This is a genomic window from Echinicola arenosa, from assembly GCF_014841125.1.
GTDB lineage: Bacteria > Bacteroidota > Bacteroidia > Cytophagales > Cyclobacteriaceae > Echinicola > Echinicola arenosa.
In genome coordinates, this window is the sequence record NZ_JACYTQ010000003.1 from 296,468 (window position 1) to 319,094 (window position 22,627).

The window sequence follows — 22,627 nt, forward strand, 5'->3', positions numbered from 1 at the left end:
TTGAGGAAAGAGGGGTTTAGGCGATTATAGTGCATAAATTATATTTTATTTATGGCGAGGGGAACCATGCTTCATATGGTTTTACTTTTTGTCAATGAATGTATATTTTTCCTGAAAGTTTCTCCAATCGGAACCGTTAGGTTTTTTTCTGCCAATATTATTTCCCTAGATGAAATACTCTTTATATTATCAAGATTCACCAAGTAGGATTTGTGTACTCTAATAATACCCGTATTGGTAAGGATCCTTGAAAGTTCTTCCATGCTTAAGTTAGAGGTATATTTAAAGGTTTTGGTGAAGATGTCAGCATAATGCCCTGAGGCTTTTATGAACATGATGTCATTGGTGTTGATTTTAATATAAGCATAACCTTTATTGGCCTTTACGAAAACATAGTCAGGATTCGGAGAAGTGTCCAGGTTCAATCTTCCATACTGTGGAGCGTGGTTATTGACTTTGAAGAGTGCTTTTGATAATTTATGGATAGAAATAGGTTTAGATAGAAAGTCCAGTGCATCGACTTCAAATGCTTCCCGGGCATCTAATGGATGCCCACTGGTTAGGATGACTGGAATATTTTTACTTTTAATTATTCCAGAAAGAACAATACCGTTGAAACCTGGCATATGTATATCTATGATCAATACATCTGGAGAGGAAATTTCACAAAGTTCCAGTACCTGATCCGGATTGGTGGTATAAAATATTACTTCTGCATTTGGGGTTTCCTCAATTAGTTTTTTTAAAATATCAAGGGCAGGCTTTTCATCATCCACTAGACCGATTTTAATGTGCTGTGTATTCATAATCCAAGGATAAATAAAGGTCAAAATCTGATTTAGTTTTATTATGAATCAATTTAAATTTGTCAGGGAAATAGAATTCCAATATTTCGATAATCCTATTTATTCCGGAACCCAAGCTACTATGAGGGGATGGGTTTATTTTGTTTTCAATAAGCATGGAGAATGTAAGTCTTCCGGGGAGTTGATTATTATTTCTTAAAGAAAAGGTCAATCTTGCTGGGGTATTTACATCATTAAAATCGCCATGCTTATAGATGTTTTCTACCAGGCTCAGCAAGGCCATTCTTGGGATAAATAGTTTTTTGGCTATGTTATGGTCAATATTGCTGGATATGATGATTGGTAATTCTTCTTGTTGCCTTCTTTTTTCGAGGTTAATATAGGTGACCGTCATATTTAGTTCTTCGGATAAATTGCCTTCGGAGGATATTACACCATATTTAATAAGCTCCGAAAGTTCGACCAACCAATCGGAAAGATCTCTTGATTTGGTGAATAAAGCAGACCTAAAAGAGTTTAATGAATTAAAGAGGAAATGCGGACTTAGTTGGCCTTTTGCAAGGTCAAGTTTTGCTTTTAGGGTTTCATTTTTTGCTTGTAGATTCTGGTTTTTCATGAGGACTGAGAAAATTATAAACCAAAAACCAAAAGAAAGGAGTCCAAAATATATTACTCTCCAGAACTCTGCGATGAGCAGTTGGTTCCAGTTATATTGAATTTCAGTCAAGGATATTGTAAGAAAGAGTTTGAGACAGCTTATCAGGGACAGCGATGCAATGATGGTCAACGAAGTCCAAATTTTGCTTTTGTCACGGTAAAGGGAAACCCATAGGATAAGTGGGATGGAATAGAAGATAAACAGTATATAAATAATGTTTAAAATTACGTAGGGCCAGTGAATTGAAGTGTTTTCAAAAATCATCACAGAGATAAAGTCCAGCAATAGATAGACGGACCAGGCAATGAAATGCCATCTGATATTTTTCAGGAATATGTGATGTAAAATATTGTTTGAGTAGGTCATAGCTGTGTTTGTGTTTTTGTGGTTTTCTAAAATGTTCATAACCATTAGCTTTTGTTAAAAATAAAAGCCTATGATTAAACCAGAAGATGTTCGGGGATTCGACATCAAAAAACGAAATAAGAATCCCAAGCCTTCAAAATTCAGTGTTCCGGCCAGCTCTAAAAGTGTTGTTTTTCAGAGTATTTTCAGGGAATGTAAAACAACTATTACAGGTGCTGGCTTATAAAGTTATGAAGGTTTTTCTGCAGGAGATCCACTTTGAACTGTTGAACCAGTCCAGATATCTCCATAAAAAACAACACATGTAGTTACAAACTATTTGATTTACCGGATCGAAATTCCGGTTGGGTAATGAAAAGCCCCAGAAAAACTGAGCAGGAAGGTCATGCATTTTCTTCCTGCTATTTTTATGGTACAGCCTTTACCGAATGTATTCCATTACCTTTTCTACTGGGATACCATGAAAAGTTGCATATTCCTCAAAGGTCACCACCTGGTGGTCTGTTTTATTATAGTAATTTTTGATCTTTGAAAGAAGTCCGTAAGCATAACTTTTGCTTCTACCTGTAATAAACATGATATCCTGGGCGTATATTACACTACGCTCGGTTTTTGTCATTAAAAAGATTTAACGGAATTATGGTTACAAAATAGTTTGTTGTGCGACAGCTTGACATTTTGGCGGAGCATGTCGGCAAGGGAATAAAAATTGCTTATTCATCGTCCTTTGATTAAATATTACTTTCTTCATATATTTTAGGTGAAATACCTAAAAGTTTGCTATTAATATAAGTATTTAAATTTATTCATGTTAACAAATTGTTAAATACAAGTAGAAATACGGTGTCGTTTCTGGGTTTTCCATATGGATTTATCAATTGTTTTTATGCCTATTTTGAAACTATTGGGTAGGTGATGTTTTTCTATAGTACTTTGGGAAGTTCCACCGTCCTTAGCAAGTAAGGACTCTTATGTTATTGGAAACTGCATCTCCTTTACTTTTGTAGAACTGTATAATCGGTTAACTGTTTTTTGGATGTTGGGTATGACAAATGGCCTTTTGGGGTGAATGATGTTATTCGGTAGCAGGACAGGTTTTAGACAAAATATGTAACAACCTAGCTTAAAGGTAGGAAGGAAACCTTTCCTTACTTTTTGTCCCCTAAAGTAATTCGGGACGGGCTTTATACACAAAAAGTAACAACCTAGCCTAAAGGTAGGCAGGAAACCTCAAGCCAGAAATAAAGCTTCTGCCCTCATGCCCACCGCTGGCTCGCATTTCTGGCAGCCTGCCGCACCTGTTTAAATTAATCTAGGGACGCATATAGGTAATCAACAGGGGAAGTATTCCACTTTACCAAGAGGTGCAGCATAAAATCATCGTAATATAATGAATGCTATGCAGGAGGGCGCGTTAGTGGATGCAAATCCGGGCCGGCGTTCGGCCATGCGGGCTGAAGGTTATTTGCATCTTGATCTTTTTGGTTCGTTTTTGGATCATAGCCAAAAATGAACAATACCAAAACAGCAGAGATGCTGGACTGACTGGGGTAGGTTTGCGTTGGAAGATTGATGAAAGTGGCTGAGTCGGAGACATCTCCCTTACTTTTTGTCCCCGAAAGTAATTCGGGACGGGCTTTAGACACAAAAAGTAACAACCTAACCTAAAGGTAGGCAGGAAACCTCAAGCCAGAAATAAAGCTTCTGCCCTCATGGCCACCACTGGCCCGCATTTCTGGCGGCCTACCGCACCTGTTTATACTATTCTGGAGAGGAGGTGAGCTTGAATCATCACCTTTTTATAATTGCTATCAAGGTTTATGGGGATCGGGTCTGCGTCCGAATATGGATGAAAGTGGCTGAGTCGGAGACGTCTCCCTTACTTTTTGTCCCCGAAAGTAATTCGGGACAGGCTTTAGACACAAAAAGTAACAAAAAAGTCAAGCCAGAAATAAAGCTTCTGCCCTCATGCCCACCGCTGGCTCGCATTTCTGGCAGCCTGCCGCACCTGTGTGTCGATAGCTGGAGAATTGGGACTGGAGATTGGGGAATGGGGAATAGGGAATTAGGACAGGGACGGGGGACGGGGGAATTGTCAAACTGGGGATTGTTATCGGTTAAATTGTTTAGGGGTTAGGGGCATTACAAATGCCCATGATTTATGGGGCCAGATTGCAAATCTGGACCAGTGGGGGGCTCTCCGCGACAGCGGATTGGGGCAAGGTGGTATTTAAAAAGCAAGGGAGTACTCCCTTGCTTCTGTACACCTTTTAAACTCTCCAGTTACTCATCAGTTTTTATTTCTTTGATTTGAGAGTCCAGCCACTCACGGATGTTTTGCTGCTCAGCTTTGAGCCATATAAACATATCTCTGAGTTCCAATTGGTCACGCTTCATCTGTTTGATTTCGTGAACCAATAGCTTTAGCAAATACGTGATCACTGCCAGAAGGAAGGAGACCACTGTTTCGGAAATTTCAGGAATGGTCAGCTGATCCATGCTACTTTCCTTTGGTACTGTGCTAAGTTCAAAGCCTTGTCGGGAGAGCTCCGCAGTTCTAAAAAGACTTCCTCCTGGGCCATGGCCTGAAAAAGGATTTCTTTGAGTTTTTCGAACATATGCTTGGATTTGATACCTCTACATTCACCTAAGGCCCTGTTAACAGGAGCTATATTTCCTGGCTTTAGCTTTTTGATATCTGTGGCAGGAAGGATGGAAATATCCTCCCTTCCCGGGACATTTTTTACCCGCAGGTACCAGCCTTTGGAGGCATCAAAAGCTTTTTCCAAAGGATAAAGTCCTTCGGGAATACAGGAATTCTGTGGATGATTTCTGTACCATGGCCATTCTATACTTCGGCCGATCCTAAATCCTTCAATGGTGAGGGTACCAATGGTACCCCCAGGCCAATATTCACGTTCCAGATGAAGTATCATGTTCCCTCTTCTGTAAAAATGATACCGGCTCCATTGTGTGCCCCATTGTTCAGGGTGTAAGTTTTCCCATTGGTTTCCTGTAGAAACTCAATACCCAGCGCATAGAAATGGTCTGCCCCAGTCAACTGGTTTTTGTCCACCGTAAGTACCAGGTCCGAGACCTCCGTTTCATCGATAGGATACTCGGCACTGCTTACAATGGCAGACTGTTTGGTCTGTTCGGCAAAGTTGGCACTGGCCGCGACCATGAACATTTTGAAGTGACTGGCACCATCCGGTTTGGCCAAGTACCTTACAGGTACAAAGGGATTAAAGGTCACTGTAAACTGTGTTCCATTATCCTGCACCGTGTGGTCCACAAAGACGAGTGATTCAAATACCGATGCAGAACTGAACTGAAAGCCGGTGAACAGGGAAATGTCCCCATCTTCCACTTTACGCTTTCCACGGTCTGAAACCAGATCGGATTTCAATACTTTGAGGGTCTGACGGTAAACCCGTGTATGGGTCCTTGCATCCTTGGCCCTGGCGACGATTTCCTGAAAAGCCCTTTTGAGCAATTTGGAAGCTGAAGCGGCACGGGCAAATTCCGCCAGGTTTTCCCGGGTACGCCTGAACTTTTCATCCTTAAGGATCCGCTCTTTTGTGATCCCTCCTTTTTGTCTGGCATTATAGCCATTTCTTCCTTTGTAAAAGGTCACATCTCCGATGGTTCCTTCCAGCTTGATAAAACTTGATTGTCTTGCCATAGTATATGGTTTTTAGTTAAACATGTGGACAAGATGGGGCTTGGAGGAATGGAATGAAATTGAAAGTGGACTATGTGGAAAATAAGGAAAATATGGAATGAATGAGCTTGAAATGTTTATAAGTAGTTGTTATTTGTAAATGAATGATTTTGGATTGTTGAACTGGTTGCCTGTAGAACTGTAGGATTGATGGCATTGTAAATGCCCTTTGATTTAAGGGTCGGGATTTCAAATCTGGACCAGCGTAGTTGCAAATCCCACCCAGCGTGGGGATCGGGGGATTGGGTCTTCGTCCGAATATGGATGAAAGTGGCTGAGTCGGAGACATTTCCCTTACTTTTTGTCCCCGAAAGTAATTCGGGACGGGCTTTAGCCACAAAAAGTAACAAAAAAGTCAAGCCAGAAATAATGCTTCTGCCCTCATGCCCACCGCTGGCTCGCATTTCTGGCAGCCTGCCGCACCTGTTTAAATTAATCTAGGGACGCGTATAGGTAATCAACAGGGGAAGTATTCCACTTTACCAAGAGGTGCAGCATAAAATCATCATAATATAATGAATGCTATGAAGGAGGGCGCGTTAGTGGATGCAAATCCGGGCCGGCGTTCGGCCATGCGGGCTGAAGGTTATTTGCATCTTGATCTTTTTGGTTCGTTTTTGGATCATAGCCAAAAATGAACAATACCAAAACAGCAGAGATGCTGGACTGACTGGGGTAGGTTTGCGTTGGAAGATTGATGAAAGTGGCTGAGTCGGAGACATCTCCCTTACTTTTTGTCCCCTAAAGTAATTCGGGACAGGTTTTAGACGCAAAAAGTAACAACCTAGCTTAAAGGTAGGCAGGAAACCTTTCCTTACTTTTTGTCTTAGACACAAAAAGTAACAAAAAAGTCAAGCCAGAAATAAAGCTTCTGCCCTCATGCCCACCGCTGGCCCGCATTTCTGGCAGCCTGCCGCACCTGTGTGTCGATAGCTGGGGAATTTGGCTTGCGAATTGAATTTGGGAATGAGGCATTGCAAATGCCCATGATTTATGGGGCCAGATTGGAAATCAGGACCAGCGGGGGATCTGGACTAGCTGCCACAAGGCAGATTCAACAATTCAACAATCATTCAGTTCAACACGCCCACAGTCAAACCTTCCCCCATCCCCACATCAAAGCCATACCAAAGCTGGGGCAAAGCTATATCAAAGCTAAGGTAAAGCTGGGGCAAAGCTGGGTTTAGCCCTCTTTTCAAGTCAAAAACAACCACGCTGGCCCATATCTACCCACGCTAGGCTGGGGAATTGTGGCGTGTTTATAGGTTAACTGTTTAATTGTTTAAGGTTAAAGGTGTTACAAATACCCATGATTTATGGGGCGGGATTGCAAATCCCGCCCAGTGTCGCTCAGTGTCGATAATTTATATGGTCAGATTTGAAATCTGGACCAGCTGGTGCCTGATATATGCTGGTCTGGGTTTCAAATCCAGACCAGCATCGTTGCAAATCCCATTCAGCGACGAAATTCAACCCATCGTGGATTTCAATTTTTAGGTTGGTGTAGTTTTTTGGGGTATTTGTGTGTTCGAAAAGGGTGTTCAGGAATTTGCTGTTTTATTTTTTCCTACCTGTAGCTAGCTTATGATGGTATTAGGAATAGTTGGGCATTTTAAATGCCCATGATTTATGGATCCAGATTGCAAATCTGGACCAGTTTGGTTTACCAGGTTTTTAAATCAGTAATGCATTAATGTTTTTCTTTACTATAAATGCCTCAATGGACTTTAATATGAAATTAAACTATAATTACTCATCTTGGCTTTACCTGGCTTCTTCAATGCTGTTTGTAGCGCTATGGACTTTCACGGGGATAGAAAAGCTTTTGGGCTTTTCAGCGTTCCAACAAGCCATGATGAATCAAACAATTCCTGTAGTATGGGCCAAGTTGTTGGCACCGATCATTATTATAGCTGAACTGGGGCTAGCTCTGTTGTTGGTGTTTAAAACCACAAAAAGACTTGGGATGCTTTTTTCATCTCTACTTATGACCGTCTTCACCACTTATATCGGTTTGGTATGGATGGGAGCTTTTCCCCGGATTCCTTGTTCCTGTGCAGGGTTTATCGAATCCATGGGTTGGGAGGGACATTTTTTGTTTAATGTAGGATTTATTGTCTTGGGGATGTTTGGAGTGATGGGGCGTGAGCCTTGATATGTGAAACATGGAATTCTTAGCTGAGTCAGAGACTCAACTTTAAAAGTCCCGTCCGCCACGGCGGGATCGGGACAACCGTTTGAAAAAATGCTGTCCGATTCCATGGCGGCAGGTATACTAGGTGGAATCAGTACCTGTGTCAGGCAGTGAAGAGAGGAGGATGCCCAAAATCCTGAAAAGAGTAGGCGAAAACAACCATAAACGTTAAGGGATTTTGATGGTTAAAAATCCCGATCTCAATAATGAAAAAATGGATCAAGAATATGCCGTTGCTGGCCTTTGTGCTGGCAGCGGCAAGCGCCCTGGCATTCAATATGCCTGAAAGTGAATTGGCTTCCGAGTTCGGTACTCCAGATGGAGGTCAGACATGGTATGATGTCACCAACGTGGACATGGGGCCCGCCCCGGACGAATACCAGTGCAATGCCTCTACAGAGTCCTGTCTGTATTCGGAAAAGGACCTGGAAAGTCCCATTACCGAAGAGGAAGGGGAGTTTGTTCCCGGATCGGCACTGATCCCTGATTGATCAGTTATGAAGGCCTCCCGAAATATGGAGGCCTTTTCTTTTTTCAATTATGCCCTGTTTCAGGGGTTCTGCTCCAATCCGTTCAACTGGATTTCAACAGGAGGGATTGGAAATACATACCGGGGGCTTTGGGGTTCCAATACGAATTCTTTTCCATCTATCGTCCGGGTAATGGTCTTGGCATATTCGGGTTCCCGGTTCAACCTTCTCAGATCCGTCCACCTGATGATACCCCTGCAGGGCAATTCCTTTCTTCTTTCCAAAAGGACGGCATCCAGAAGTTGGCCGGCACTTGCAAAATCTTGGTCCATATAGTCACCTGGTCGGTAGCGTGTGGCCAACCATTGGTTGAAAATGGGGACAGCCTCATCCAGGGCATTTCTTCTGGCCATGCATTCCAGTTTGATCAATTTCATTTCCGATACGGTCAGTCCACTGAAGAAAAGGTAATCACCCGTATAATTGCCAATAAAATTATATCCACCTGTGGCTTCATTGGGGTAAAGGTAGATGGCCTTTCTAAGGTCCCCGTCTTTATAGCTGTCCACAATGTCCCCGGCCACAAAAAGGTTAGGGGAGAAGAAATCGGATACCGAAAACATTTCGTCGTAAAGGAGTACCTCTTTGTTCTCCCGGGGGACCGGGTAAAAATAAGGTGGCAGTGGAAATTCCAGTCCCTGTTCCACCTCTGATAGGACCAAAAGTTCTCCGCCCATTTCCAATGAAGAAGTGGCATGTTCCTCTGCTTTCCCATAATCCCCTATGCTGAGGTATATTCTGGCCAAAAGTCCATGGGCCGTCTGCAGGTTGGGGCGGGTCCAGTAAATTGAGCTTTCAGGCAACAGTGCCAGGGAATTGTTCAGGTCGTCAAATACCTGCCGGTAGTTTTCTTCCAAAGGCGGTCTTTCTTTCCATTGGTTTACATCACTGTCCAGTTTTAAAGGCACTCCCAGTGCCCCTTCAGTTCCATAGGGCCGGGAAAACAGCTGTAAAAGGATATAGTAGGCATTGGCGCGGAAATAAAGGGCGGTACCTTTGATCCCCATTGCCTGTGTATCCTTCTGTTTAGCAGCATCCATTTCCCGCAGTTTTTCGAGAATAATATTACAGTACAGGATCTGCTGGTAGGGCACGGTCCAGTCGCCCACTTCATCGGTGGTTTCGAAAATGGCCCTGTCCCAGGTATGGGCCATCCTGACCCAATCTTCCCTGAAACCGAGGTATCCCTCGTCATTGGCCACCAGGTCATCGGAAGCCCAAAGTCCAATGGTAGGGGTACGGTTGAATACGTTGGTATTGTCCAGCATGGCCTGCATGTCCTCCAATGTTTCGGGAACGACAATTTCTTTTCTGGGCTTGGCATCCAGAAACTCCTGACAGGAACTGAGGAGGTGCGAGATACAGATGATCATGATGGCAAATATGGGGTTGAGTGTATGTTTCATGTTTTTATTAGACTTTAGATTTTAGACATAAGATTTGAGATTGGTTCACGGTAGCGAGGTCGTTCTGAAATCCATCATTGCGCGGAGGAGGAACGACGACGTGGCAATCTCATTTGCCGAAGAGGAGACTGCCGTACCTCCTATGTTGGTTCGCAGTGACGGAGACTGTGACAATCCTATTTTTATAATTCGTTTGCGTTAGTGGGAGTCTGGAGACACCCGGTTAATGGAGTTCCAAGTCACCGCTTTGCTAGAGACTTGGAACAGCGGGACTACCTAAGATGAGACTGCCGCAAATTCCCTAGGGTCATCCTCGCCTGCCTTTGTCGGCAGACAGGCAGTGACGTAATCTCTTTTCTCTTTCATCATTACTTTTGCTACTAAAAAGAGTCCCGGTTTCCCTTCTGGAAACATTTCCCGCTGACGATGATGTGTTATCAAATCATATGAAGAAAGTATGCGGTAAGGGACTCATTGATAGTAGTTAGTATAGAGTATTTAGTAGTTAGCCTTGTTCACATGGGCGTGATTGTATAGTCTTATGTACTCAGAGGCTTTGACAATCCTATTTTTATAATTCGTTTCATCGTTATTTTGAGATGTTATTTTTATAATTCGTTTGCGTTAGTGGGAGTCTGGAGGCTCCCGATTAATGGAGTTCCAAGTCACCGCTTTGCTAGAGACTTGGAACAGCATGGCATATCTTACTTTCATCTTTATTCTTTTCTCTATCATTCTTGCTACTATCATCTTGCTACTTTCTACTTAAAGCAAGCCCCGCCCATCATGGTTCTCAGTAAGTAATCAATCCGGTTTAACATAAATAAATAAGGCGATGGACGAAGCTATGTCTTTGGTGTCCTAGAAATCTATTTTGACTCCCAATGCTATGCTTTTTAATGGTTTGGAAGTCCTGAAATCCGGATCCAGGGGATCATCACTGGCCTTCCAGATCATGCCCACATTGTTGATATAGGTATAAAGTTCGGCACTTTGGAAGGGGAGCGAGGGCATCCTGCGCTTTTCAAATCGATAGCCCAAACGGATATCCTGTAGCCTGATATGGTCTCCCTTTTCCACCAGGGGTTCCGAGAACTGGTAGAAGTAATTCCTCGAAGAGTTGGAAGAGGAAGGCATGGAGGGGATATCGGTATGGGCTTCGTCACCGGGCTGTTGCCAGCGAAGGGCATGGTCGCTATGGGTGATCCTGCCGTTCAGCAGGTCATAATAGTTGACCGACTGCCTGCGGTAATAGTAGCCCAGCCTGAACGAAATGTTCAGCGATAGGGAGAAGCCTTTCCACTCAAAGCCATTCCTTAACGCGCCAAAGGTGGTGGGCCTTGCCGGACCATGGTAGACCAGCTCTTCGGGAACGGTGCCCGAACGCAGCGAATTGTAATTGTCGCTGAGTTCCCCGTCCACATAGCCCAGGGGATCACCGGTATCCGGATCAAGGCCACCCCAGCGCAGGCTGTAGATGGAAAACAGGGGCCTCCCCTCCATAGGTGCGGTTCCCAGCCCTAGGTACTGTCCCGTGGTGGAGGGAATGCCATAGGCGGTGACTTCTTCATTCAGGTGGCTGAAGATAAGGTTGGTCCGCCAGGTAAAAGGTCCGTCAAGGTTCAGGGTGGAGAGGTTCAGATCGATGCCCGAAGTGCGGGTTTCGGCATAATTGCCGGTGAAGGAGGTCACCCCTGAGGAAGGCGGAAAGCGGGTCTCCCCAATCAGGTCCCTGCCGTTTTTGATGTAATATTCCACACTTCCTTCTATCCAGTCATTTTTGGAACCGAAATCAACCCCCATGTTCCAGATGCCGATCCTTTCCCATCTAAGGGAGGGGTTGGGCGGGTTGATGATGGTGGCACTTCGGATTCCCGGAACGGGTGCCGAGCTTCTCGAAATAAAATAGGAAGCCGTGGTCAGTGAACTCAGCGACTTGTCCACATTGCCATTGTACCCGAAGGTCGTCCTGAGTTTCAGGTAGGGCATCCAAGCTGCTCCGTAAAAGCCCTCCTCACTGATGATCCATCCTGTCCCTGCCGACCACAGGGGAACCCCCTTGAGGTTGGTGTCCACTCCAAACAGATTGGAGGCGTCCTTACGGACACTCCCCGTCAGGTGCAGCCTGTTGTCAAAGGAATAGGCGACATTGGCAAAATAGGAAACAAAGCGGTCGGTCAGTCCGCTGTGGCCGTCATTGCCGGGGATGGTCGTCTGTGAATTGTTATGGTACAAAGGGAAGCGGTCCACCAGGTTTACCGGGACACTCAGCCCCATTCCATCATCATAGCCATAGTACCGTCTTTGGTCAGCGATTCCCTCCCAGTCCCTCAGCTCAAATCCTGCCAGCGCATCCAACCGGTGAAGCCCCCAGGACTGGTTATAGTCTGTACGTGCACGGAAAGTATGGCTGTCATCACGGCCATTGCCAAGGTCCAGGATGCCGCCCATCGGTACGGGGTATTCCCAATTGCCCTCCCCATTGAGCTGTGAGTAGCGGTTGACCATATTACGGGCAAAGTAGGATGCCAGGGGATAATTGGTCCTTGTTTCGCTGCGGTTCTGCCAGTACTGGTAGGAGACGGCCGCTTTCCAGTTTCGGGAAAGGTTTACCTTGATATTCGTATTCAGCCTTATATCGGTGGACCGGCTAAGGTCCGAGACCAGCCCGATTTCATCCAAGGGAACGTATTGCCAATTGAGCAGCCCTGCTTGTTCGGCCTGTTCCACAAACCGAAGGTTATAATCACGGATAAGGGCCGCACGCCTTCCTTGGGCATCGACTAGGCTTTCATAAGGTGAGCCGGAAGGGAGCTGCGTCCCGTTCTGGACGGAGGATCCAGTCAGGTATATGCCAGTGCCAACTTCCAGTTTATCCTTCAAGAGTTTCCAGCCCATATCCCCTTTGAGCGTAAAGCGCCCGTTGTCATTTTCCCTGATGGAAGCGCTGTTTTTGTCCCATCCTACCGAAAGGGCATAGCGCTGATAGCGTTCCCCACCGGAGAGGCCCAGGTTGTACTGCTGACGGACGGCAGGACGGAGGAAGTGTTTTTCCATGTCCCTCCGTATGTCCCTGTTTTTATAGGCTGCAATTTTATCATCTGCTTCCTGCTGGCTGATCATGCCCGTTTCTGCAGCGTACAGGGCTTCCACCACTGGTGAAAGGGGCGTTTTGGAAGAGCTGTTGATGCGGGAACTGTAAAAGCCATTGTCATAGAGGCTCCTTTCCACCTCGATGAATTCCCCGATGTCCATTTGGGGTTCGTAGAAAAGGTCGGGCTTTTCGAGTACGGTCACATTGCTGGTCAGACTAACGGAAAGGGGCCTTCCATACGTTCCCTTTTTTGTGGTGACCACAATGACCCCATTGCCGGCACGTGCACCCCAGATGGAGGCGGCCGCGGCATCCTTGAGGATGGTGATGCTTTCGACATCATTTGGGTTTATATTCTGTAAGGGTCCATCATAGGGAAAGCCGTCGACCACCACCAAAGGTTGGGTATTGGCAAACAGGGTGCTCCTGCCGCGAATACTGATGGGGTCGTTGCCGGATCGGGCATCACGGTTAAAGAGTACCCCCGGGGCAATGTCCTCTATCCTGTCCATCAGGTCAGTGCTCACCCTGCGTTGGAGGAGCTTTTCGTCCAGCTGTACAAAGGAGCCCGTGGAGCGTTCCCGTGGCAGCTGCTGGTATCCTGTGGAGACCACGTCCACCGCATCCATGGAGAGACCTTCTTCCACCAAAAAGGTGACAGGTTCTTTATCCAAGGGAACGGAAATTTCCAAAGTCTGTGAACGGAATCCAAGGTAGCTGATTTCCAGACTATAGCTGCCCTTGGCTAATTGAAACCCATAGTTCCCTTTTTCATCGGTCACGGTAGCGGTTTCGGTACCGGCCACCCTGATAAGTGCACCGGACAGGGGCAATTCCTTAATGGCTTCCAGCACCTGTCCCTTTACCGGATAGGCTGTCTGGGCATGCAGGGAACCGAAAAGTCCCCACAATAAAATAATAGCAAGTAGAAGATGTTTCATGGTGTTGTGCTTTGATGGGGTTCTTCAATAAGTTCCTGGATAAGGCCGGCAAGTTCCTGTGGATCATCGGGGAAGTTGCCGACTTTGCGGATTTTGCCTTCCCGGTCCAATAGCATCAGTGTGGGGAAGGCGTGGATATTGTAATAGTCCAGCACCTTGTGGTCGGGCCCTCCCGTCCATAGGTTGGTGTATGCTTCGGAGGTATATTTTCCTTCACGGATACTGTTCAGCCACTTGTCTTTGTCCCTGTCCCTGGATATGGAGACCAGTTCAAAGTTCCCGGCATCGCCAATGGCATCGATGGTAGGCTGAAGGTAGTTGTGGTGCATCTTGGAGCTGGCACTGCAGCCGGTAAACCAGAAGTCCAGCAATACCACCTTGCCCTTGAAGGTGTTGGATGGCACCGTTTTTCCATCGGTACCGGTAAACTCGGTTTCAAGGAAAGGGGCGCCCACCTTCTGTGTCTGATAGAGCCCTGAAATGGTTTCCAATACCCAAGGGGTCTTTACGGTGGCCAGGCCCTGGGTGAATTTTTCCTCGGGAGAGGGCAGTTGCCGGTAGAACTTGACTAGGTATTTGCCGATCAGTTGGTCGCGCACCTTGGGGCTGTATTCTCCATAGACCTCATAGATGGGTACCCCTTCCAAGATGGCCCTGAGCGTACAGCGGTCAAAAAGGTAGTCCAGATAATGGGCGGAGTGCCGGAGCACATCGTCTTCCCTGTCGAGGGGAAGCGAAGAGATGGTTTCGTTATAAAGCTTCCTGAAGGCGTCCGTATGCCTGAACGAGCGCATAAATGCCTGTACCTTTTCCCCATAGGCCATCCCTTCCAGTTCCTTTTCCATGCTGACCATAAAATCCCTGTCCAGCACAGCAGCATAGGCGCGTAGCACTTGGTACCCGGGATGGTCTTTTACCTCCAGGTTAAGGACAGAACGGATATAGGGGATGGAGCCGTCGCCATAGGCCACTACCTGCATGGGAGGTTGCATTGATGGGGCGTTTGCCAATGCCTTTTTGTACTCCTCCCTGTTGTTACCTTCGTTAAAGTGGACGGCCGTATCTCCCGTATACATGACCGGGGGAACCTGTTCCATGAATGCCCTGTGTGCCAGTCTGAGCTCATGTTGGCAGCGGTACTTCATCGCATCAGGTCCGGAGAAAACGGTGTTGCCGTTTTCAAGGTCCACGCTGATGGCCACACTGTCGCCCGGGGAGATTTGGACGCGTTCTAGAAAGGTGCCCTTGCCCCCTTTGATGGTCAGGTAGCCGGTGTCCGAAAACCGGGGGCTTTGGTAGGTGAAATATTCCATGGAAGCATTTCCGCCGTACACGGAGCCCCTTTTGGATGCTAATTCCGTGTTTTCCGGTTCGGGAAGCCGGGTAAAGTCGTCCAGATAGTGGGCATTGAAGCTCACCGTAAAGGTGTCGATGGGGACAGGGGAGTTGACTTCGAAATACACCACCACCGGAGCCGAAACATTTTCCGACCCAGTAGTGGTGGGAGGTGAAGCAACTTGGCCATATATTTCGCTTCCAAAAAGGCATAGCAATGCCAGGAAGCATGTGATCTTTGTTTTTTTCATGCTTAAAATGCGGTTGTGTAGAAAGTGTTGGGACAAGACATCGAGTCTTGTCAGATGCTAGACGCTAGACTAAAGACACAAGACTGGATTTCGAAGTCGTTATTTACCCTCACCTCTCCCTCTCCCTTAAAGGAGAGGGCGAACATTTCTGTCTACCGATAGATGTCTAGTGTTGATATTTACACTCTTCCATCGATGTCGTGAGGACTTTCTGACCTCGTTTACGAGATTACCTGCCCTACAAGCTGGCTACGGGCTAAAAAGAAGTGGATCTAGCCGAGGGCTAGCTAACTTCTTTTTTTAACGCCCTCCGTCAACTCCACAAAACCAACAGCTCCAAGGGCCGGAACCGGAATTTCGTATTTTACCCCCACCTAGCCTCCCCCTTTAGGGTGAGGAACCGATCTCGTTAACGAAATCTTGAAGTCCCCCTTCAGGGGGATTTAGGGGGTAAGTCTCACGTCTCAAATCTGACGTCTAGTGTCTTTTCCATCACTTCTACAATAGTTAAGAAATCATTTAATTACCCCAGTGCTTATAAAGCCCCAGGCTAGGCTGCCCTACCAGACGCGAGGGGCGTCCCCCAGGCGAATGCAGCCTCCGAATCGTCGAAAAGTACGAGGTATGAGGTACCCAGTACGATGTATACACTTTAAAATAGGTTTGATGGTGTTATATGATTAGTACTCAGTAGCAAGTATCCCTATCGCTTACGTTAATAAAAGTTAGCTACTAAATACTAAATACTAGGTACTATCTTAGATGGGATTTTTCGGTTTGCGTATAAATAGCATATCAAACTGCGTACAGCTATTTTGGCTATTTAGACAACTTGGATTAAAAATACAGGCAGCCGAACTTTCTCTTCTAAAAGAAGACCCTAATGGATTAGGATATGTAAATGATGTGCTACCCATAATGTCTTTTTTATTATGAGCCTCATTTAGTTCAATTATGAAATTGGCGCCTAAAAATTGGTAGGGCAGGCAATTCCAAGATTCTAATGCCACAAGGTTCTGGTAAACCTCCACTTTTTAAAGTAGTCCGCACATTAGAAACAAGGAGTGCCCGCCCTATTTTTTGAATAGGGACAAGGACCACTCTTTGAATTCCCGCGCGGAAAATTTACCAGATTTTGTGGCGAGACTCATTGAGCAGTTCCATTAAAGGTCCTGCGTTAAAATTAGTTTTTAGTTATATTATTTCAATAACATCTTTTCAAATATAATAAAGTATTATTAAAGTAAAAATTTAAATTTTCATTTTAAAAATTTTTCTTTTAAAAATAAGTGTCAGTGGTCAGATTGGGCCTAATGAAATCAAAAGAATCGAAAAAGAAAATCCAAGAATTCAAATTCGATGAGGAGTTTGAGGAAATTGGTGCATTATTTAATCAAGGTCTTATCAAAAGCATTTCAAGACTTCAAGAACTTAAACCTACTAACCTGTCCAAAAAGCTTCAAATGGGATTTAATACTTATACCGAAAAGCTAAGAAATCCAGAATTATTTACTATTGAGGAAATAGTTAAATTAGCTATTGTAGTTGGTACTAATTATAAAATAGTCTTAGAAATTATTCAAAGAGAAGTCAAGGAGAAATATGGAGTTTGATGAAATCAATAACAGTATATATCACATTGCAAAAGTTGGAATACTTAAAATGAAGCATAGTATTTTTGATCTATAGGCAATTTTCATTTTTAAATAACTCTTACTGTGATTCCACAAATAATGATTTATAAGTTAAATTAAGGAAGCTGATAAAATATATAAGTTGTTTAAATCCTATTCAATAATTTATAGAAGCCCTTCGGTTGGAGGGCTTTTTTTTGTGGGGTTTTGGTGAAAAATACCCCAAGTGGGGTATTTTATGGGAAGTGGGAGATTGTTAGTTTTAGAGGATATGTTCAATTATAAATAATTACAAATTATTGGTAAGCGTTTGGAAATGGATAAATGGTCTTTTGTTAAGGAAATAGGGCAAATTTTGTTAAAATAAATATAAAAGGTATATCAAACATTGGATGGTGATATACAAGTGCTGTGGTTAATGAAAAAGGAAATACTGAAAAGGTTAAAGAGAAATTAATATCTAACTGAAATAATATGGCTATATCGAGTGGTTTAACAATTCAAGGTACACATGTTCAAACTATTTACACTGATTTTATTAAACAAAGGTTGTTAGTAAACAGAAACTATCAACGTAAACTAGTTTGGACAATCGAAGAAAAAAGAAATTTCATAGATACACTTTCGAGAGAATTACCAATTCCTCTATTCTTATTAGCGGAGGTTAACTTTGAAAGTTCAACCAAACTTGAAATAATTGATGGAATGCAAAGATTTGATGCAATTTTTTCATTTATCGAAAACAAATATAGTTTAAAAGATGGTTTCTTTGATCTATCTGTAATGTCAGACAGCCAGTCAAGGCTTGAGAATGGTGTTTTAAAGCAAAAAGAACCGAAGCTTGATAAGGAGTTTTGTAGGAAAATAGTCAATTATTTACTTCCAATTTCAAAGGCAAGCACTCTAACAGGTCCAAAGATTGAAGAAACATTTCGAAGGATTAATTCTAATGGAAAACATTTATCTAATCAAGAACTTAGACATGCAGGTACACTTGGTAAGTTTCCAACTTTAGTAAGAAAGTTAGCAACTGATATAAGAAAGGATATTTCAGATGATTTATTAGTACTCAATGAAATGTCAAAGATCAGTATAACTCAAAAACGGCTTGGCTATTATGGAGTTTCTGTACTTGATATGTTCTGGGTAAAACATCATATAGTTAGTCCAGATAATATAAGAAACTCAACAGATGAAGAAATAATCGCTTTTCTATTAGCTGATATGATATCTGCAAATGACATTCATATGACTGCTGCTAGGTTAGATAAGTATTATGGTTATAATCCTAATCCTTTAGCTGTTGAATCAAAGGAGCTGGAAGAAATAGAGACTTCTCTAAGTAGAGTATCTGATGAAATAATTTCCAAAAATTTTCGAAGAGTATTTGCAACAATTGAGAACCTTTTGATTGAAGCAAGAAAAGACTTCCCAAATCTATTATTCGTTAAGAGTAAAGGGTCAAGTATTAGAGAAGTTTATCATATTTTATTTATGACTTTTTATCAATTAATAATAAAAGAGAACAAGTCAATTAATGATTCAAAAGCACTAATTAAGAGTATGTCAGGAATGGGCGATGATTTGTTTTCTAAAAATCAGCTAAGAGAGGCATTTAAGGGAAAAGAAAGAAGGAATATTATCAATCACGTTATTGGAAGAATTCAAGAGCATTTTCGAGAAAGAAATTCAGGTGATCCAATTAATGAGGACTGGACATTAGAATTTGAAAAGATATTAATGAATTCTATAACCGAGCAAAATCAAATTGATTTTAAGATGGGAGTAACCACTCTTACCAATGGAAAATATAACAGCGACCTTGTTACAAAGATTGCTAAAACTCTTTCTGCTATTTCAAATTTAGGACCTAATAAAGCTGGATATGTAATCGTTGGTGTTGCAGATAATGAGAATGATGCAAATCAACACAAAGCACATTACAATCGAAAACATTTTATAATGAATAAATTTCGTGTAACTGGGATAGAACCAGAAGCACTGAAATATTATAATTCAGTAGACAAATATTTAAGAAGAATTAAAGATACTATTAAATCTGCACCTTTAAAACCTGATAGATACAAGAATGAGATTTTGTCAAATATTATTTCAAGACAATATCATGGTAAAGAAGTATTGATATTCAAAGCCATCCCAACAAATGAGCCTGTTTGGTTTGATGGAGCTTTGTTTGAGCGTCATATGTCCCATAATAATAAAGTTGAGCCAGAAAATCATTCCGCAATATATTCGAGATTCTTTAAGAGAGATTAACTACAGTTAAGTAAGTTGATGACATTTTTTGGTATATGAAAACAATTAAACAAGTTGTGCAATAAATTTTAAGATGAGTGATTCAACCACTGTAGAATTTCAATTAAAAGAGTTTAAAGATAGATTAATGGAATATATTCCTGAAACATTTGTGTTTTCAGGAATAAAAGATAAGCAATTAAAGAAAAAAATTAGTGCAGTTAAAAATCGGTATGATCAGTTGGTTAAGATTACAGATCAGTCAAAAAACTACAGACCTCACTGTATCTATGATTTATTGTTTTTAACTGATATTGACTCAAATCCAAATAATAGATATATTTCTTTGCTTAGACACATAGAGTTAACTCTTAAAGAAATAAAAAAGCTAATAAATCCAGCTTTATTACCAAAAGTAAAAGATACAGTTGTTCAAATGTTAACAGCGGTTGACCCTAAACTAGGTTCAAATTACCAATACTTAAATTTTTTTGCTGAGTTACTGGGGATTCACTTTATTTTAAAAAATGGGTTTAATTTAGAGGATATTGAGAGACCCTTACCTAACGGAAAGAAAGTTGACCTTGTCTTTAAAAGTGAAGATGATTCTTCCCTTTTATACATGGATTTGATTAGTTATCATAATATAGCTCCAGACCTTCATCGAAGTGATGATGGATTTAAACGTTTTCTTATACAAAAGTTTAATGAGAAAATAGAAGGTAAAACAGAAGGATTGAATAGTAAAGGCCAATACCTTAATATAAATGGTGAAAATATTCCTTTTACGATTTTACCTATCATTTGGGGCGATCCCGATAGTTTTTTAAAATATAGAGATTTAATAAAACGTCTCGAAGAAGAGTTAATTAACGTGACAGCAATAGTAACTTTACTCACTGAAATTGATGATTTAGGAAATGTTCACTATACATTTACTACATTAAGTAATGTATTAGAAAGAATAGCAACGCCTTAGTCGATTAGGTAAAGGGGAACCCCAGACATAAACCTCTCACATGATCTGTCCTGCCATAGCTTTCAGGCTGTGAACTTCTCGATTCATTAGGCCAATGTATCGGTTGCTCTCTGAAGAGGTTTTAGTCCTTATTACCTGCCTAGAAATATTGGATTCGAATTGTTTTTTAAAATGAATTAATAAAATCTCGGTCTATATTTGTAAAAGACTTTAAAAATAAAAATGTGAATTGTATAGATTTATATAGTGGTATTGGTGGCTGGACTTTAGGGATGAAACTCAATGGTATAGAACATATCAAATCATTTGAATGGAATAAGGAATCTAACCTAACACACAATATTAACTTTGGAACAAACACCAAAGAGATAGATATTAGAAAACTAGATTTCAACTCTCTGCCCAAGGTGGGCTCAATTGATTTTGTTGTAGGCAGTCCACCCTGTACTCAATTCTCCTATGCAAACAGAGGTGGTGGAGGAGATATTCAAGACGGTTTAGTTGATATGTATCAATTTCTTTCCGTTGTTGAATACCTGAAACCAAAGTATTGGGCAATGGAAAATGTCCCAAGAGTTAAGAACATTTTAGAAAAAGTTTTAAATGAAGACCCTAAGTTTAAGCGATTCAAGAAGCTATTCAATTATTTAGAAGTGGTTGATTCAAGCGAATTTGGCCTTCCACAAAAGCGAAAAAGAATGATTGGGGGAAATTTTCCCCATCACCTATTCGAAGCATATAAAGCTGAGACAGCTGACAGGACATTGGGAGATGTTTTGAACGCTTTAAAAGGTGAAAAGGTAACTGATCCAATATATGGCTATGAACTATCAAGGGAAGAATTGACTGACCACATAATTGAAGCCTCCCTTAATCCTGAAGAATTAAGATTAAACAGAGAATCAAAAGAATATCATCCTGTTTATAATGGCATGTCATTTCCTGAAAACTTAACCAGGCCTTCAAGAACCATTACCTCTACGTGTACTAGGGTATCCAGAGAAAGTCTAGTTATACAAAACGGTGTTGGTTTCAGAAGATTAACAGTAAGAGAAAGAGGAATGTTAATGGGTTTTCCTATTACATATCAATATTATGGAAAAACATATAACTCAAAATTAAAAATGATAGGAAATGCCATTCCTCCAGTGGTCACGTACTATTTGTTTCAAAGTATGTTGGAAACTCCAGTTAGAGAATTAACTTTAATCGAAAATGCTCATCATTATCGACATGAATCACCAGGTGAGCCAATTCCTATAACTCCACCAGATAAAGCAAAATTTAAGTATCGAGATGACCGTTCGTTTAGATTAGCGATACCTGAATATAGATTTGGAAGTGGTGTTAGATTTGAACTCTCTAACAAGTTTGTTGGTACTATTTGCGCTTGGAAGGTAAGGTTCTTTTATGGTTCTTCAAAAAAAATAAATGAGGTATTATTTACCGATAAAAGCCATAAACAAATACTTGAGTTACTGAAAATTCAGAATATCAATATTGATAAGAAAGTGAAAGAATTAAAAGCTTTTTCTGAAACTCTAAGCTCTGAAGAATTACAGAAGAAATGGACTCATAAATCTCAAGAATACATCCATCCATATGACGTTTTGGATACAATTTCCAGGATAAGTTTAGATATAAGAAACAATATCTCTGATATAAATATCTCTGATTCTGAATTTGCTTCTATTGTTGGAGATAACTTAAATACAAAACTTTTTGACAATAAAGCTTTAGTGATTTCAGGGATCATTTCAGGGTATGTGTTCAATAAACATATTAAAGCATGAAAATTGGAGCAATGTACAACCATCTCAATGGTTATGAATGGTTGCAAGTTCATAGAAAAGAAACTTGGGAAGAAATTGAAAAAGTGATTGCTTCCATTGATGCGGAAGAGTACCGCACCAAAAAGAGCAAGGAAAAAACCATGAAAGACAAAATGGTTTTTTCGCCAATAGATTTGAATGCTAGAATGAAAAAAGAGTTTGAAGCCTCAGGTTGGAAAGAATCGAGATTCAATTACTACGTAACTGATGATTATGAATTAACAGCAGATATAATGCATTTGCCATATGAGGAACAAAAAATCCGAATAGAAAAAGCGGGTAAAACGGCTATATCCTCATATAATCAGACCGATTTTCAAAAAGATAGAGTTGCCATTGAAGTACAACTAGCAAAATATAGTTTTATCGAATTTGATCTGTTCGTAAAACACTTAGGTTTTTATATTGGAAACACCATCGATTTAGGAATTGAAATTATTCCAACCAAGAAACTGCAATCAGAGATGTCCTCTGGTCCAGGTTATTTTGAAAGAGTTATACATCACATAGCACGACAAGGAAGAGGAACTCCAGCAGTTCCTTTAATCTTGATTGGTGTAGAGCAAGATTAAAACTAAGATCAAGAACCCCTATTTGCACATTTCAATCTTCATTCCGACA

At 41.9% G+C, this 22,627-nt stretch carries 21 protein-coding genes; 9 read left to right on the plus strand and 12 right to left on the minus strand.

Features of this window, described 5'->3' with window-relative positions; translation table 11 throughout:
• Window positions 1-71: 71 nt before the first annotated feature.
• Both IFO69_RS10470 and IFO69_RS10475 read right to left on the minus strand, forming a co-directional pair.
• Window positions 72-806 carry a LytR/AlgR family response regulator transcription factor gene (locus IFO69_RS10470; RefSeq protein WP_192010056.1) on the minus strand — a complete coding sequence of 245 codons (735 nt, stop codon included), beginning with the start codon at window positions 804-806 and terminating at the stop codon, window positions 72-74.
• Complete coding sequence (locus tag IFO69_RS10475) at window positions 787-1,869, minus strand: histidine kinase (RefSeq protein ID WP_192010057.1); 1,083 nt, start codon at window positions 1,867-1,869, stop codon at window positions 787-789. Before IFO69_RS10475 ends, IFO69_RS10470 begins: the two co-directional genes overlap by 20 nt.
• 31 nt (window positions 1,870-1,900) lie before the next feature.
• On the opposite strand from IFO69_RS10475, the gene IFO69_RS10480 reads away from it, so the two are divergent.
• Window positions 1,901-2,056, plus strand: coding sequence for a hypothetical protein (locus IFO69_RS10480; protein WP_192010058.1), 156 nt, complete (start codon window positions 1,901-1,903; stop codon window positions 2,054-2,056).
• A 195-nt stretch (window positions 2,057-2,251) separates the two neighbouring features.
• Here IFO69_RS10480 and IFO69_RS10485 read toward each other — a convergent pair whose 3' ends face one another.
• The 5 genes from IFO69_RS10485 to IFO69_RS10505 all read right to left on the minus strand — a co-directional run bounded on the left by IFO69_RS10485 (window position 2,252) and on the right by IFO69_RS10505 (window position 5,958).
• Window positions 2,252-2,449 (minus strand): hypothetical protein, encoded by a 198-nt coding sequence (locus IFO69_RS10485; protein ID WP_192010415.1) that lies wholly within the window; start codon window positions 2,447-2,449, stop codon window positions 2,252-2,254.
• A 1,664-nt stretch (window positions 2,450-4,113) separates the two neighbouring features.
• The gene (locus IFO69_RS10490; RefSeq protein ID WP_192010059.1) at window positions 4,114-4,329 is read right to left on the minus strand and encodes a hypothetical protein; all 216 of its coding nucleotides are present in this window, start codon (window positions 4,327-4,329) and stop codon (window positions 4,114-4,116) included.
• On the minus strand, window positions 4,317-4,766 hold the full coding sequence (locus tag IFO69_RS10495; protein WP_192010060.1) for a DUF5675 family protein: 450 nt from the start codon (window positions 4,764-4,766) through the stop codon (window positions 4,317-4,319). The genes IFO69_RS10490 and IFO69_RS10495 overlap by 13 nt, the downstream gene beginning before the upstream one ends.
• A complete protein-coding gene (locus tag IFO69_RS10500; protein ID WP_192010061.1) occupies window positions 4,763-5,515 on the minus strand; it encodes a hypothetical protein in 753 nt (250 codons plus the stop codon). Before IFO69_RS10500 ends, IFO69_RS10495 begins: the two co-directional genes overlap by 4 nt.
• Window positions 5,516-5,631: 116 nt before the next feature.
• Window positions 5,632-5,958: a hypothetical protein gene (locus IFO69_RS10505; RefSeq protein WP_192010062.1), complete on the minus strand. Its 327-nt coding sequence runs from the start codon at window positions 5,956-5,958 to the stop codon at window positions 5,632-5,634.
• A 519-nt stretch (window positions 5,959-6,477) separates the two neighbouring features.
• On the opposite strand from IFO69_RS10505, the gene IFO69_RS10510 reads away from it, so the two are divergent.
• The 3 genes from IFO69_RS10510 to IFO69_RS10520 all read left to right on the plus strand — a co-directional run bounded on the left by IFO69_RS10510 (window position 6,478) and on the right by IFO69_RS10520 (window position 8,239).
• Window positions 6,478-6,741, plus strand: coding sequence for a hypothetical protein (locus IFO69_RS10510; RefSeq protein WP_192010063.1), 264 nt, complete (start codon window positions 6,478-6,480; stop codon window positions 6,739-6,741).
• Window positions 6,742-7,286: 545 nt separating this feature from the next.
• Window positions 7,287-7,709, plus strand: coding sequence for a MauE/DoxX family redox-associated membrane protein (locus tag IFO69_RS10515; RefSeq protein ID WP_225444092.1), 423 nt, complete (start codon window positions 7,287-7,289; stop codon window positions 7,707-7,709).
• A gap of 317 nt (window positions 7,710-8,026) precedes the next feature.
• The gene (locus tag IFO69_RS10520; RefSeq protein WP_192010065.1) at window positions 8,027-8,239 is read left to right on the plus strand and encodes a hypothetical protein; all 213 of its coding nucleotides are present in this window, start codon (window positions 8,027-8,029) and stop codon (window positions 8,237-8,239) included.
• Between the two features lie 59 nt (window positions 8,240-8,298).
• Here IFO69_RS10520 and IFO69_RS10525 read toward each other — a convergent pair whose 3' ends face one another.
• The 5 genes from IFO69_RS10525 to IFO69_RS10540 form a co-directional block, all read right to left on the minus strand.
• The gene (locus IFO69_RS10525; protein WP_192010066.1) at window positions 8,299-9,684 is read right to left on the minus strand and encodes a RagB/SusD family nutrient uptake outer membrane protein; all 1,386 of its coding nucleotides are present in this window, start codon (window positions 9,682-9,684) and stop codon (window positions 8,299-8,301) included.
• A 276-nt stretch (window positions 9,685-9,960) separates the two neighbouring features.
• Window positions 9,961-10,125 carry a hypothetical protein gene (locus IFO69_RS10530; RefSeq protein ID WP_192010067.1) on the minus strand — a complete coding sequence of 55 codons (165 nt, stop codon included), beginning with the start codon at window positions 10,123-10,125 and terminating at the stop codon, window positions 9,961-9,963.
• A 183-nt stretch (window positions 10,126-10,308) separates the two neighbouring features.
• The gene (locus tag IFO69_RS21735) at window positions 10,309-10,434 is read right to left on the minus strand and encodes a hypothetical protein (protein ID WP_262891625.1); all 126 of its coding nucleotides are present in this window, start codon (window positions 10,432-10,434) and stop codon (window positions 10,309-10,311) included.
• 111 nt (window positions 10,435-10,545) lie between these two features.
• Window positions 10,546-13,719: a SusC/RagA family TonB-linked outer membrane protein gene (locus tag IFO69_RS10535; RefSeq protein WP_192010068.1), complete on the minus strand. Its 3,174-nt coding sequence runs from the start codon at window positions 13,717-13,719 to the stop codon at window positions 10,546-10,548.
• Window positions 13,716-15,305, minus strand: a complete 1,590-nt coding sequence (locus IFO69_RS10540) for a TlpA family protein disulfide reductase (RefSeq protein WP_192010069.1) — start codon at window positions 15,303-15,305, stop codon at window positions 13,716-13,718. The genes IFO69_RS10535 and IFO69_RS10540 overlap by 4 nt, the downstream gene beginning before the upstream one ends.
• Before the next feature lie 1,313 nt (window positions 15,306-16,618).
• Here IFO69_RS10540 and IFO69_RS10545 point away from each other — a divergent pair.
• The 5 genes from IFO69_RS10545 to IFO69_RS10565 all read left to right on the plus strand — a co-directional run bounded on the left by IFO69_RS10545 (window position 16,619) and on the right by IFO69_RS10565 (window position 22,578).
• The gene (locus IFO69_RS10545; protein ID WP_192010070.1) at window positions 16,619-16,918 is read left to right on the plus strand and encodes a hypothetical protein; all 300 of its coding nucleotides are present in this window, start codon (window positions 16,619-16,621) and stop codon (window positions 16,916-16,918) included.
• Between the two features lie 495 nt (window positions 16,919-17,413).
• Window positions 17,414-19,216: a DUF262 domain-containing protein gene (locus IFO69_RS10550; RefSeq protein ID WP_192010071.1), complete on the plus strand. Its 1,803-nt coding sequence runs from the start codon at window positions 17,414-17,416 to the stop codon at window positions 19,214-19,216.
• Between the two features lie 73 nt (window positions 19,217-19,289).
• Window positions 19,290-20,174 carry a hypothetical protein gene (locus IFO69_RS10555; RefSeq protein ID WP_192010072.1) on the plus strand — a complete coding sequence of 295 codons (885 nt, stop codon included), beginning with the start codon at window positions 19,290-19,292 and terminating at the stop codon, window positions 20,172-20,174.
• A gap of 224 nt (window positions 20,175-20,398) precedes the next feature.
• Complete coding sequence (locus IFO69_RS10560) at window positions 20,399-21,967, plus strand: DNA cytosine methyltransferase (protein ID WP_192010073.1); 1,569 nt, start codon at window positions 20,399-20,401, stop codon at window positions 21,965-21,967.
• The gene (locus tag IFO69_RS10565; protein ID WP_192010074.1) at window positions 21,964-22,578 is read left to right on the plus strand and encodes a BglII/BstYI family type II restriction endonuclease; all 615 of its coding nucleotides are present in this window, start codon (window positions 21,964-21,966) and stop codon (window positions 22,576-22,578) included. Before IFO69_RS10560 ends, IFO69_RS10565 begins: the two co-directional genes overlap by 4 nt.
• The last annotated feature ends 49 nt before the right edge of the window (window positions 22,579-22,627 follow it).

What these genes read in the sequence shown, in the direction of transcription:
- IFO69_RS10470 (WP_192010056.1), bottom strand. Translation starts at nt 806, where the DNA reads ATGAATACACAGCACATTAAAATCGGTCTAGTGGATGATGAAAAGCCT.
- IFO69_RS10475 (WP_192010057.1), bottom strand. Translation starts at nt 1,869, where the DNA reads ATGAACATTTTAGAAAACCACAAAAACACAAACACAGCTATGACCTAC.
- IFO69_RS10480 (WP_192010058.1), top strand. Translation starts at nt 1,901, where the DNA reads ATGATTAAACCAGAAGATGTTCGGGGATTCGACATCAAAAAACGAAAT.
- IFO69_RS10485 (WP_192010415.1), bottom strand. Translation starts at nt 2,449, where the DNA reads ATGACAAAAACCGAGCGTAGTGTAATATACGCCCAGGATATCATGTTT.
- IFO69_RS10490 (WP_192010059.1), bottom strand. Translation starts at nt 4,329, where the DNA reads ATGGATCAGCTGACCATTCCTGAAATTTCCGAAACAGTGGTCTCCTTC.
- IFO69_RS10495 (WP_192010060.1), bottom strand. Translation starts at nt 4,766, where the DNA reads ATGATACTTCATCTGGAACGTGAATATTGGCCTGGGGGTACCATTGGT.
- IFO69_RS10500 (WP_192010061.1), bottom strand. Translation starts at nt 5,515, where the DNA reads ATGGCAAGACAATCAAGTTTTATCAAGCTGGAAGGAACCATCGGAGAT.
- IFO69_RS10505 (WP_192010062.1), bottom strand. Translation starts at nt 5,958, where the DNA reads ATGCGAGCCAGCGGTGGGCATGAGGGCAGAAGCATTATTTCTGGCTTG.
- IFO69_RS10515 (WP_225444092.1), top strand. Translation starts at nt 7,287, where the DNA reads ATGAAATTAAACTATAATTACTCATCTTGGCTTTACCTGGCTTCTTCA.
- IFO69_RS10520 (WP_192010065.1), top strand. Translation starts at nt 8,027, where the DNA reads ATGCCTGAAAGTGAATTGGCTTCCGAGTTCGGTACTCCAGATGGAGGT.
- IFO69_RS10525 (WP_192010066.1), bottom strand. Translation starts at nt 9,684, where the DNA reads ATGAAACATACACTCAACCCCATATTTGCCATCATGATCATCTGTATC.
- IFO69_RS21735 (WP_262891625.1), bottom strand. Translation starts at nt 10,434, where the DNA reads ATGATAGTAGCAAGAATGATAGAGAAAAGAATAAAGATGAAAGTAAGA.
- IFO69_RS10535 (WP_192010068.1), bottom strand. Translation starts at nt 13,719, where the DNA reads ATGAAACATCTTCTACTTGCTATTATTTTATTGTGGGGACTTTTCGGT.
- IFO69_RS10540 (WP_192010069.1), bottom strand. Translation starts at nt 15,305, where the DNA reads ATGAAAAAAACAAAGATCACATGCTTCCTGGCATTGCTATGCCTTTTT.
- IFO69_RS10545 (WP_192010070.1), top strand. Translation starts at nt 16,619, where the DNA reads ATGAAATCAAAAGAATCGAAAAAGAAAATCCAAGAATTCAAATTCGAT.
- IFO69_RS10550 (WP_192010071.1), top strand. Translation starts at nt 17,414, where the DNA reads ATGGCTATATCGAGTGGTTTAACAATTCAAGGTACACATGTTCAAACT.
- IFO69_RS10555 (WP_192010072.1), top strand. Translation starts at nt 19,290, where the DNA reads ATGAGTGATTCAACCACTGTAGAATTTCAATTAAAAGAGTTTAAAGAT.
- IFO69_RS10565 (WP_192010074.1), top strand. Translation starts at nt 21,964, where the DNA reads ATGAAAATTGGAGCAATGTACAACCATCTCAATGGTTATGAATGGTTG.